Source organism: Ornithinibacillus liuyingii, from assembly GCF_055550225.1.
Genome location: NZ_JBPWOS010000010.1, coordinates 73,413 through 85,439 on the forward strand (window position 1 = coordinate 73,413; position 12,027 = coordinate 85,439).

At 38.8% G+C, this 12,027-nt stretch carries 13 protein-coding genes; 2 read left to right on the top strand and 11 right to left on the bottom strand.

Annotated elements, in window-relative coordinates:
* Positions 1–36 precede the first annotated feature (36 nt).
* Entirely contained in the window at positions 37–624 is a 588-nt protein-coding gene (locus tag ACSKT4_RS14250) for a lysophospholipid acyltransferase family protein (RefSeq protein ID WP_186869516.1), read from the bottom strand.
* A 104-nt stretch (positions 625–728) separates the two neighbouring features.
* Complete coding sequence (gene aac(6') / locus ACSKT4_RS14255; RefSeq protein WP_186869515.1) at positions 729–1,169, bottom strand: aminoglycoside 6'-N-acetyltransferase; 441 nt, start codon at positions 1,167–1,169, stop codon at positions 729–731.
* Between the two features lie 172 nt (positions 1,170–1,341).
* Here aac(6') and ACSKT4_RS14260 point away from each other — a divergent pair, with 172 nt between their 5' ends.
* Positions 1,342–2,961, top strand: coding sequence for a catalase (locus tag ACSKT4_RS14260; protein WP_186869514.1), 1,620 nt, complete (start codon positions 1,342–1,344; stop codon positions 2,959–2,961).
* A gap of 21 nt (positions 2,962–2,982) precedes the next feature.
* Here the strand turns inward: ACSKT4_RS14260 and ACSKT4_RS14265 are convergent, their stop codons facing one another.
* Together ACSKT4_RS14265 and ACSKT4_RS14270 are read right to left on the bottom strand one after the other, a co-directional pair.
* Positions 2,983–3,207, bottom strand: coding sequence for a hypothetical protein (locus tag ACSKT4_RS14265; RefSeq protein ID WP_186869513.1), 225 nt, complete (start codon positions 3,205–3,207; stop codon positions 2,983–2,985).
* 55 nt (positions 3,208–3,262) lie between these two features.
* Complete coding sequence (locus ACSKT4_RS14270; RefSeq protein ID WP_186869512.1) at positions 3,263–3,559, bottom strand: iron-sulfur cluster assembly accessory protein; 297 nt, start codon at positions 3,557–3,559, stop codon at positions 3,263–3,265.
* 156 nt (positions 3,560–3,715) lie between these two features.
* Here ACSKT4_RS14270 and ACSKT4_RS14275 point away from each other — a divergent pair, with 156 nt between their 5' ends.
* A complete protein-coding gene (locus ACSKT4_RS14275) occupies positions 3,716–4,387 on the top strand; it encodes a GntR family transcriptional regulator (RefSeq protein ID WP_186869511.1) in 672 nt (223 codons plus the stop codon).
* Positions 4,388–4,425: 38 nt separating this feature from the next.
* Here ACSKT4_RS14275 and brnQ read toward each other — a convergent pair whose 3' ends face one another.
* The 7 genes from brnQ to yfkAB all read right to left on the bottom strand — a co-directional run bounded on the left by brnQ (position 4,426) and on the right by yfkAB (position 12,003).
* On the bottom strand, positions 4,426–5,775 hold the full coding sequence (gene brnQ / locus ACSKT4_RS14280; RefSeq protein WP_186869510.1) for a branched-chain amino acid transport system II carrier protein: 1,350 nt from the start codon (positions 5,773–5,775) through the stop codon (positions 4,426–4,428).
* Between the two features lie 202 nt (positions 5,776–5,977).
* Positions 5,978–6,700 (bottom strand): EcsC family protein, encoded by a 723-nt coding sequence (locus tag ACSKT4_RS14285; protein WP_465823629.1) that lies wholly within the window; start codon positions 6,698–6,700, stop codon positions 5,978–5,980.
* 91 nt (positions 6,701–6,791) lie between these two features.
* Entirely contained in the window at positions 6,792–7,667 is an 876-nt protein-coding gene (locus tag ACSKT4_RS14290) for a metal ABC transporter permease (RefSeq protein ID WP_186869508.1), read from the bottom strand.
* A 1-nt stretch (position 7,668) separates the two neighbouring features.
* Entirely contained in the window at positions 7,669–8,592 is a 924-nt protein-coding gene (locus tag ACSKT4_RS14295; RefSeq protein WP_186869507.1) for a metal ABC transporter permease, read from the bottom strand.
* Positions 8,576–9,331 (bottom strand): metal ABC transporter ATP-binding protein, encoded by a 756-nt coding sequence (locus ACSKT4_RS14300; RefSeq protein WP_186869506.1) that lies wholly within the window; start codon positions 9,329–9,331, stop codon positions 8,576–8,578. Before ACSKT4_RS14300 ends, ACSKT4_RS14295 begins: the two co-directional genes overlap by 17 nt.
* Complete coding sequence (locus tag ACSKT4_RS14305) at positions 9,332–10,258, bottom strand: metal ABC transporter solute-binding protein, Zn/Mn family (RefSeq protein ID WP_255488106.1); 927 nt, start codon at positions 10,256–10,258, stop codon at positions 9,332–9,334.
* Positions 10,259–10,878: 620 nt separating this feature from the next.
* On the bottom strand, positions 10,879–12,003 hold the full coding sequence (yfkAB, locus tag ACSKT4_RS14310; RefSeq protein WP_186869504.1) for a radical SAM/CxCxxxxC motif protein YfkAB: 1,125 nt from the start codon (positions 12,001–12,003) through the stop codon (positions 10,879–10,881).
* Positions 12,004–12,027 lie beyond the last annotated feature (24 nt).

The following is a 12,027-nucleotide window of genomic DNA, read 5'->3' on the forward strand; positions in this document are numbered from 1 at the left end:
AAAGACCTTCACAATCCTAGACTGTGAAGGTCTTTTTTATTTAATCTTATCTTGTAATGCTCGCATTTCTTTGTCTAATTGTTGCATTAAAACTTCCATACCTTCTTTTTTGGACATACCTTCTGGAAGCTGAATTGGTTCCCCGTAAATTAATCTCGGTTTAATTCTTTTGAACAAATCTTTAAAATTATTTGGTCCAACATAAGCAGCAGGTACAATTGGTACATCAGAATGCGCAGCGATAGTCACTGCACCACGTTTCAAAGGTACATCCTCACTAGATCGTGTACCACTCGGAAAAATCCCAACAACCTTCCCTTCCTTTAATAGCTTACGTGGTGTTTTAATGGCACTCGGACCCGGATTCTCACGATCGACTGGGAATGCGTGTAAGTTCTCCATTAACCACTTTGTAAATTTCGTTTGAAAAAGCTCTTTCTTTGCCATATAATGAATTTCTGTTGGCAATGTCGCAATTCCAAGCCATAAAATATCGACAAATCCAGTATGTGTACATGCAATAACATAACTACCCGACTTCGGGAGATTTTCTTTTTGATATACTTTTATTCTTCCGAAAAGGCTCAGAAACCCCTTTACAACATTTGCAGCAAATTTATACATTTCTTCATCCTCTATTCTCAATCAACTTACTTTTATTATATTTTACCACAAACTCATATTACCTGATACTAATTTCATTAAATTTGAATGGTGAATTTCCAACTTTACAAGTCTTTAATAAACGTAATCAATCGTCCAGCTTCTTTAAAGCCAAGGCTCATATGAAATGGATAACTATCTTGATTATCAACTTCCATATCAGAGCCTACTTGCGTACAACCATTTCTTTTAAACCATTTCTTCCCTTCATGAAAAAGCTTAGTTGATATTCCCTTTCTTCTGTACTCTTGCTTCACATAGACTCCCTCTATATAACCTGTAGGGCTGGTTTCCGAACCTTGAACATAATCAGTACGTATGGACAAATGCATAAACGCAATTGGTTGCTCATCCTCTACATACAATAGAAATCTATGATTAGAATTTTCTAATATTTGCTTTAACTCATTTTCAAGTGCCTCAGAATTATTTCCGTTATATAGTTCTGACGCTAGATTGGTAAGGTCTTTCAGTTGTTCCGTTGTAGCTTCTATTATGGTTCCCATGCTTTTTCACCCCTCTATTAATCATATTATTTAAGCTAAGAATAGCTTTTTATCGTTAGTTAATCCATCCTCTATGTTTTATTTGTAATATCTATCAAAAACTGGATTATTTTATTGCATACTTGGTAAGCATAATTACTGTGAATAAAGTACATATGAAAGAGGCGATAGAATGGATAAATCCAATGAAACACCAGAAACGAATATTGAGCACGATGACACACTGACTACCAGACAAGGACATCCTGTCACCAATAATCAAAACATTCGTACAGTCGGTAATCGTGGACCAGCTACATTAGAAAACTATGACTTTATCGAGAAGATTAGTCACTTTGACCGCGAAAAGGTTCCAGAAAGAATCGTACACGCTCGCGGGGCTGGTGCTCATGGGTACTTTGAAACATATGGAACAGTTGGTGATGAGCCTGTGTCTAAGTACACACGTGCAAAAGTGTTCCAAGGAAAAGGAAAACGCACACCGGTATTTGCTCGTTTTTCCACAGTTGTTGGTGGGAATGACTCTCCTGAAACAGCACGTGACCCAAGAGGATTTGCCATTAAATTCTACACAGAGGATGGGAACTGGGATTTAGTTGGAAATAATCTAAAGATCTTTTTCATCCGAGATGCGATGAAATTCCCTGATATGATTCATGCCTTCCGTGCTGATCCGGTAACGAACATGCAGGATCCACGAAGATTTTTCGACTTTTGCGCTAATTCTCCAGAAACCTTCCATATGGTGACCTTTGTTTATTCACCTTGGGGTATCCCAGCTAATTACCGGATGATGCAGGGGTCTGGGGTTAACACGTATAAATGGGTCAACAGCGAGGGAAAAGCTGTATTGGTTAAATACCACTGGGAACCAAAGCAAGGCATCAAAAATTTAACCGTCAAGGAAGCAGCAGAAATCCAGGCAAAGAGCGTTAACCACGCTACCCAGGATTTATATGAAGCGATCGAACGTGGCGATTACCCAGAATGGGAACTATTTGTTCAAATCATGGAGGATGGCCCACATCCTGAGCTAGACTTTGATCCGCTGGATGACACAAAGCTTTGGCCTGAAGACCAATTCCCTTGGCTACCGGTTGGGAAAATGGTCTTAAATAAGAACCCAGAGAACTATTTTATGGAGGTAGAACAGGCTGCTTTCGGTACCGGGGTACTCGTAGATGGTCTGGACTTCTCTGATGACAAGATGCTTCAAGGTAGAACCTTCTCCTACTCAGATACCCAGCGCTATCGTGTTGGAGCAAATTATTTACAACTACCAATTAACGCAGCTAAAAAACGTGTAGCGACAAACCAAGAGGGTGGCCAGCTTCGTTACCACAATGATAAGGCACCAGGTCAAAACCCACATGTTAACTATGAACCGTCCATCTTAGGTGGGTTAAAGGAAGCCGAGCAGGTTGGAACCGAGCACACCCCACATGTAGAAGGAAATCTTGTAAGAGAATCTATCGAAAGACAAGATAATACTAAACAGGCTGGTGAAACATACCGCCGTTTCGAACAATGGGAAAAAGATGAGTTAATCAATAATCTAGTGAATGATTTAGCTATTTGTGATAAACGAATCCAAGATAAGATGATTGCTTTAGCAGAAGAGGCTGATGAAGAATATGGACGTCGCCTTCGTGAAGGAATCGCTGCTAAAACAAAAGAAATGGGCGATATGAAAATGGAAGCCGGCGAGGAATTCCGTCCTTTAGGTAAAGCAAGCGCTCCAGAAGCAGTAGATGATGCCATGAAGAAATCCCACGATGCTGATCCATATTAATCTTTTGAGGTACTAGTTTAGCTAGTGCCTCTTTTTTGTTTGGGAGGTTAGGGAGGCATCCTTTACTCGGTTTGGGCGCATCCTACTTTCACTCGGGCTTATCTTCCCAAGCTTTGGGACCATCTTCCTTCCATTGGGAGCATCATCCATCACTTCGGGCTTATCTTCCCTCACTTTTGGCACATCTACCTTTGCCTCAGGATCATCCTTTCCCATTTTGGGCGCATCTCCCCACAATCCAAACACTCCCCCCTCCCCAAACAAAAAAGACAAGGATCTAATGCCCTTGCCTTAAGAAATATTAATGATGATGTCCTTTTTTAGGATTAGTGATTACTAATTCTTCCTGTGGAACATAGAAATACTGAATCCATACACCATCTAACCACTCATTATCTTTTTCCAAAATGATATCAATATCTTTATCCGTTTTCACTACTTCATCATTTTCTGAAGGTGTGTCTAATCGAATATCGTAATGAGCATGATCACCATGTAGATGGGTTACGAGCACTCGAATCATTTTTCCTTGTGCTTCTTCTGTTTCAAGCATTTTCTTCAAATACTTTGCTGCATTGCGATTTATTTTACATTGCATAATATGTGGCCCCTTTTATTTAATGTTTACTACTATATTGTTTCAGTTTTCTCGAAAAAAGACAAATTAAACATCTTGGTGATAAATCAACATATTCATAAAAGTAGTTTTCATGTATACTGGAAATAAACAGTTTTTTTAGAGGAGGGGAATAATTTGCCGGTACCTGCAAATCATTCTAAGCCAGTTCGAACAACAGCAAAGGAAAGCGCGTACAAGCAAATCCTTCATTGGATAATTGATGGAACTTTATATCCTGGGGAAAAGTTAAATGATACAGAGCTAGCAGAAGCACTCGGCGTTAGTAGAACACCGATACGGGAGTCTTTACAATTACTTGAATCACAAGGATTGGTTAAAATGTATCCCGGTAAAGCTACTCAAGTTACCGAGGTAGAGAAAGAGTCCATTAAAGATTTACTACCTCCTTTAGCCGTATTACAAGCTTTATCAACAGAGCTTGCCATCGATCATATATCAGATAAAACGATATCTTCTTTAAAGAATATTAATCAAGAATTTGCCAATGCTCTCTATCAAAAAGACTACCACGCCGCGTTAAACATTGACGAGCACTTTCATCAACTAATTGTTGATACTGCCAATAACACTTACATAAGTGGGATAGTAGAGAATCTACAAGCACATGTGCGAAGATTGTTCTTCCATAACTCCATTATACTTTCCGAAAGCTCCATTGAGGTTCATGACACTATCATTCATCATATAGAGAATGGGGATAAAGAGAAAGCCTCTGCCTTAATGAAACAAAACTGGCTCGATATTTCAAAGGATTTCAATTTATCCAATACAATTAATCAACAATAAAGAAAGTCGGTCTCCTAAGTAAGGAAACCGACTTTCTTTTATAGATTTACAGCTACTTTTCTCATTCTTGTAATGATTCCTGTTATGAGAATGACTATGATAGCAGGGACAAGCCATCCTAGTCCTTCATCATAAAAAGGTAACCATTTTTCATAGAAAGATACAACCGGTTCTAATAGGCTAAAGCCATCTATTCCAAGAGATTCCTGTAGTACTTTCCAACCATCAAAAATACTGATTAAAAATGTTATGGAAATGGTAGACATGTATACGATTCTTGAATGATTAAATAATGGTGATAAAAATACCAAGATCATCAAAACAATGGCAAGTGGATATAACAACATCAACACTGGTACAGAGTACGTAATAATATTCGTTAAACCAAAATTAGCAATGGTAAAAGTTATAACCGTAAAGAACATCACAAGAGTTTTATAACTAACCCTTGGTATCAATCGTTGAAAATATTCTGCACACGCCGTCATTAGACCGATATTGGTAGTTAAACAAGCTAAAATAATCACTACACCAAGTAAAACCGTCCCCACTGTACCAAAATAATATTTTGCAGTACTACTCAGGATCAATCCCCCAGTGTCCAATAGCCCGAATTCCTCTACACCGACAGCGCCCAGATATGCAATACCAACATAGATTAAGCCTAAAAGTATAATCGCCACAAAGCCCGTTTTAAAGGTTGCGGATACAATTTCTTTCCTAGATGATACGCCTAAAGCCTTTATCGCATTTATTACGATAATCCCGAATACTAACGAGGCAAGTGCGTCCATCGTATTATATCCCTCTAGGAAACCTGTGACAAAGGCATTGCTTTGATAGGACTCTAATGGTGCTTGTGCATTCCCCATTGGATTGACAATAACCATTATTAAAAGGATTGCCAGTAGCACTACTATTCCTGGCGCTAATAACTTTCCAACCCGATCTACAATCTTCGCTGGATTTAATGAAAACCAAAGGGATATAGCAAAGAAAAGGACCGTAAATAGGAACAGGGCAAGCGAAGATTTGTTCTCCAAATGAGGTGCTATTGCTATATCAAAGGCCACTGCTCCCGTTCTAGGTGCGGCAAAGAAAGGACCGATTGTTAAATATAATACGGTTGTAAACAATACACCATAAATAGGACTGACCCTACTTGCAAGGTCCTGTAGGTCTTTACTCCCTGAAAATCCCATCGCAATAATTCCCAATAAAGGCAACCCAACACCTGTAAGGAGAAACCCTACGGCAGCTGGCCACATATTCGTTCCTGCTGCTTGTCCAAGTTGAGCAGGAAAGATTAAATTGCCCGCTCCAAAAAATAGAGCAAACAGCATGACTCCTATTATTATATATGAAGAATTCGGTAACTTATCCTTCAATTCTCTCTCTCCTCGTTATAAAATCATAATTATCAGACTATATTTTTTTTACTGTGCTTCATTTTGCACGAGAATTCATCATACTATCTTTCCGGACAATATGCAATATATTGCAATAATTTTTTAGACAATTTTAAAATAATAGTTACTTCCCAAATAAAAAAGCTAAACAAAGAAAGGCTTTTACCTTCCCCTGTTCAGCCTAGTAATCCTTTGGTACTTCTGTCAACCTTCTTAGCCGGTACGCATTCATAGCTGTCTCTCCTAAGTGATCTAAGAGGTTATAATTTGCATACGCCCCAACAATAGCTCCGAAGCCCGGAATTAACTGTAACATTTTTACTAAATCAATATAATCCCGATATTCTTGCTGAAATACTCTCCAATCCATATCCACTAACTTTTCTTTCTGTTCGTCCCAATGATCAATCACAAAAAAGGTTTCCTTCTTTTTATCATCACTTGAAAAAGCTAACTGAAACACATGTAATAGAAAAAGTCTTTCTTCATATTCTTTCGTATCAAAACCATAAATGGATGCTGCTTCAAATAGAAATTTTATCTTGATTGATAACAATAATGGGAAGTCAGCAAGACCTAAGAAAATACCACCTGCTCCAGTCCCAGCACCTTCTACGGTCGCTGTTTTCCGATACTTCGACAACTTCTCTTTTAAAAGTTCATCTCTTTCATATAAAGTCATGCCACTTTTAGGCTTCTTCGTCGTCATATCTGATCCAACTAAGGTGGCCTTCACCATATTTTTAATTGCTTCCGTCATAACTAGATGTGCTTTTTCTGGAATCAATCCATTGATTTTATTTTGGGCTTTCTTCCCCATTCGGTTTACAAAACTCGGTGACTTCAGTAGCTTTATCCGCCATTTTTGTAAATCATGATAAACCTTGCTTTCATATTCTTTCATAATCTATATATAGCACACCCATCTATAGGTTCTCGATTTCATCTTATTACTATCATACCTTACTAACTTACGAAAAACGATACTAATTTATTCAAGAAACTACACGAGTTGGCCTGTTTAGCTTGGATAGTAAACCATGCTTCGGTGAGCCTATAAAGCTACATAAGAATACGATTCCTGTTGCAAATGCCATCGATGCCGAGATAGAAGTATCTATCCAGGCAGCGATATAATAGCCACCGACTGCAGAAACTACGCCAAATAGTGCACTAATCACTAACATCATCGACAATTTATCTGTCCATAAATAGGCTGATGCGGCAGGTGTAATAAGCATTGCAACAACCATAATAGCCCCAACAGCATCAAAAGAGGCAACTGTAGTAATCGATACAAGGCTCATAAAGAGATAGTGTAAAAACACTACCGGTATTCCTAAGCTAGCAGCCAGTGCTGGATCGAAGGAGGTAATCTTCCATTCTTTATAAAAGAAAATTATACAAATCAAAACAATTATCAGCACTAGTGCTAAAATAGCGGTGGCTTCCGGGACCTGACCAACTATAGGAAGTGTCATCGTATTCCAGGGGATAAAGGTTATTTCTCCCATTAATGCATGCTGAACATCTAGGTGAGCATTGCCAACAGATGTCGAAATCAAAATGACACCGATAGCAAATAAAGTTGTAAAAACAATCCCAATTGAAGCATGCTGTTCAATATTTAATTGATTCAACCATTGCACGAATAAAGCTGTTAGTAGTCCTGCAATAATCGCACCAATTAACATATGGGGACCATTTAACTCCCTTGTCATCATAAATGCTACAACAATACCCAATAAAACCGTATGACTGATAGCATCTGCCATCATCGCCATCTTTCTTAAAATAAGAAATACACCAATAAGACTACATGAAAGCCCTACAAGAGCAGCAGTCAGGATAATCCATGCTGTATAGGTCATACTAGTTCACCCCTTTTGTATCCAGTTTAGTTGGATTGTGCCGGGGCTTCATTTTCTTACGCTCAGCATGTAACTCGAGACGTAGGACTAATATACCTTTTTCTTTACCAAATACTAATGAAACTATAAAAAATATAGCTGCAAAAATAACGATAAACGGACCAGTTGGCCACCCACTACCGATAGCACTTATATACGTTCCAAGTACACCAGAGAGCCCACCAAAACAGGCAGACAAGACTAACATCTTTCGAAAGGAATTCGTCCAATACCTAGCACTGACAGAAGGGATAATTAATAATGCCGCAATAAGAATAACACCAACAGCTTGAATGCCTACAACAATCGTAGTTACTAATACTAGCGTATACATTACATGCATCCCTGTAATCGATAATCCGATTCCTTTAGCAAATTGCGGATCAAATAAATAAAGCTTCCATTCTTTGAATGCCACAAAAACGATTGCTATAACCACTATTGCTAATGCTAACACGGTAAACACATCGGATTTCACCATGGAAGCTGCCTGCCCAAAGATAAAGCTATCTAACCCACTTTGATTTCCTCCAACCGAACGGTTTACCACCGTAAGAAGCATAATTCCCAACCCGAAAAAAATGGATAACACCATCCCCATCGCTGTGTCTTCTGTTATTCTTGTTGTAGACTGGATCCATTGAATAAAGAAAGCACCAATCAGTGCACTGATTGCAGCACCAATAATTAGAACGATTACATTTTTCTCACCAATTAAGAGAAAGGCAATAATGACTCCAGGTAAAGAAGCATGACCAAGTGCATCACTCATCAGACTCTGTTTTTTCCAGTAGGCTAAACATCCAACCAACCCAGCTGCTATCCCTAGAATCATCGTACTAGCCAAAACCCATTGAAAGTTACTACTACTAAGGATGGACCACATGAGACCCCTCCTCTAATGTCCAACGCATATTCCCACCATAGGTTCGTGCGATATTTTCCTTCGTAAACACCGTTGATGTTTTCCCGTACTCCAGCACTCTTCGATTTAGAAATAGTACATGGTCAAAATAATCTGCCACAGTTTGTAAATCATGGTGCACAACCATTACCGTCTTTCCTTTTCCTTTCAACTCCTTTAAGATCGCCATTATCGCTTGTTCCGTTGCCGCATCTACTCCAGCAAGTGGCTCATCCATAAAGTAAAAATCAGCATCTTGTACGAGGGCACGAGCAAGGAAAACACGCTGCTGTTGCCCTCCTGATAATTGACTAATTTGTCGTTCAGCATAATCGATCATTCCCATTTTGTCTAACGCTTCATATGCGAGTTTTTTATGGGAACGGGATGGCAATTTTAGCCATCCGATTTTCCCATACAGTCCCATTAACACTACATCTAATGCATTCGTTGGGAAATCCCAATCCACCGAACCACGCTGCGGTACATAGCCAATCGCCTGCTGAGCTTTCTTAAATGGTTGACCAAAGAAATCTACCGTTCCCGATAAAGTAGGATGTAAATTTAATAGGGATTTAATTAAAGTAGACTTCCCTGCACCATTCGGGCCAACAATTCCTGTTAATGAGCCTTGCTCTACTGTGAAACTCACATTCTCTAGAACGGTATTTTTACGATAGGATGCAGATAAATCTTTTACTGTAAGTACTGTCTTAACCATCTAATTTCCATCCCCCATTAATGCTTCGAAAATAGTTTCTACATTATGTCGATACATTCCTAAGTATGTCCCTTCTACCGTTCCTGCTTCCCCCATTGCATCTGAAAAGAGCTCACCACCTAGTGCAACAATAACTCCTTCACCCTTTGCCCCTTCGATTACAGCAGTTATCGAGCTGTCATTAATACTACTTTCGATGAAGACAGCTGGCACATTGTATTCCTTTATAATTTGAATGGTTTCTTGAATATCTGATACACCAATCTCATCATCCGTACTTAAACCTTGTAGACCAACAACCTCTAAGTTATGCATTCTTCCAAAGTAACCAAACGCATCATGAGCTGTTACTAAGTATCTTTTGTTTGATGGAATCTCGGAAAGCTTCATAGCCTCATCTTTTACTTCGTCCATCTCAGCAAAGTATGCTTGCTTACTCGCTTCAAAATCATCCGCAAAATCTGGAGCATACTCCTTTAATTCTTCAACAGCAGCTTCTAGTCCTTGCTTCCAAAGATCAAGATCAAACCAAACATGTGGATCGACTGCACCTGTTTCATCTTCAAGTAGCTGATTCTCTGGTAGTACTTCCCCTATCGCAAGCACAGGCTTTGACGCTGATATTTCATCAAAAATATCCACCATATTTGCCTCTAGATTCAGTCCGTTATAAAATACCACATCTGCATTCGTAATCTTCGTGATATCACCATGTGTTGCGTTATACAAATGCGGGTCTACCGATGGCCCCATTAAACTCTCTACTTCAACATGCTCCCCACCAATAACGGATAACGGTTCTGCTATTTGAGCAATCGTCGTGACAATCTTAATTTTCCCATCAGGATTTGCAGAAGTTTTGTCATCTGCCGAACAAGCTCCTAAAACAAAGCTAATGCTAAGTACAAACCAAAACCACCTTTTCATAAAAATCCCCATTTTTACCTCTCCCTTTTATTTTTCCCTAAGGAAACTTTATTAGTTACTAACAATATAATAAGTATAGTTTGTATAAGTCAAGTGTTTTTTATATAAACTTAAATTTTTCCTAAGGGAAACTTTTTAGGTGTTATTAGGATAGTATGTAAAAGGAGTTAATTTGTTCATTTAAACTATAACTCTAGTACTCGATTGCAGATTAAAACCCTCTATTGTTTAAATCATACTGAATCACTACTTGATTTGATTGAACTCATTTCCATCATAAGTTACCGTTTAAAGCCCAATACAAAAACACCACAGTGACGTTCACTGTGGTAAGCTTTTACTTTTATCGATTTTACTTTGGAAAAGAGGCTGGGACAAAAGAATTTAACTTAACTCAAAAACCGAATGATGAGCAAGGACCCCGCTCCGGAAATATACTTCGCTTTCACTTCAGTACAGGGGCGACATCTGCTCGAAAAAACCATCGCAGTGTCTACCTTGCCGCCGGGCGGCTGCCTTAGCCTATCTTCCGCAGGAGTCTTCGTATATTTCCGGAGCTAGTATCCTGTATCATTCGGTTTTACATTCATTTCTTTTATTATGTCCCAACCTCTGCAATATTATATTTGAATAGTAGCCTTACGCTTTTGAAAATCAACGTCCTTGTAATAAGCGTTCTTAACTAGGAGATTTGGTCCTAAGCACTTTACAGCTGGACAATGGCAGTTTAAACTTTTAGCAGTCTTGGAGCCCATCCACTTGTCATAGGCACTTACAAGTGTTGTATCTTGTATATTTCCTAAGGATGGCTCTTCATCACCAAAATCCGTAACGATAATATCCCCGGTGAAAATATTAACATTTAGGCGCGACCTCCCGTCCGGATCATTCCGAACGGTTACATTCTTCTCTTGATATAACCGTTTGATTAATGCCAATTCATCCTGTGAGGAACTACATGCATAAAAAGGTAACGTACCAAATAGCATCCAAATGTCATGATTTCGATGATCTAGTAACCTTGTAATCCCATTGCGTATCTCATCAAGTGTTAAGGTTTCTAGCTTACTAGCAAAATCTACTGGGTACATTGGGTGAACCTCATGGCGTGTACATCCCATTTCAATAATATGATCATGTATCTTCTCTAAGTATGGGTAGGTACGCTTATTTAACATCGTTTCCGCTGAGACCATTACACCTTGTTTAGATAGAGCTTGTGCATTTTCTACCATTCTTGCAAAGTACTTTTTCCGATTTTCTGCTGTAGGCTTCCGCTCCATATGTGCAAAGCCTACTTCAGCAAATTCATCCTCGGTTCCCCAATTGTGGGAAATATGTAAAACATCTAAATATGGGATGATCTCTTCATAGCGTTCATATGGTAATGTTAAATTAGAATTAATCTGTGTTCGTACGCCACGCTCATGAGCATATTTCAGTAGCGGAACAACATAGCTCCGGACTGACTTTTTATTCATCATCGGTTCGCCACCAGTAATACTCATTGTTCTTAGGTGAGGAATCTCCTCTAATCGTTGGATTAATAAATCAATTGGGAGGGCGTCTGGGTCCTTATTCTGAAGCATATATCCAACTGCACAATGTGCACAACGCATATTGCACATATAAGTAGTAGTAAATTCTATATTCGATAGTGTCATTTTTCCATGTTCTTCTACATCATAATAAGCTTCCCACGGATCATACTTTGGTGTAATCTGTTTTTGCTTTGTGTCATTCATAAAGAAACTCCTCTCGGTTATTCC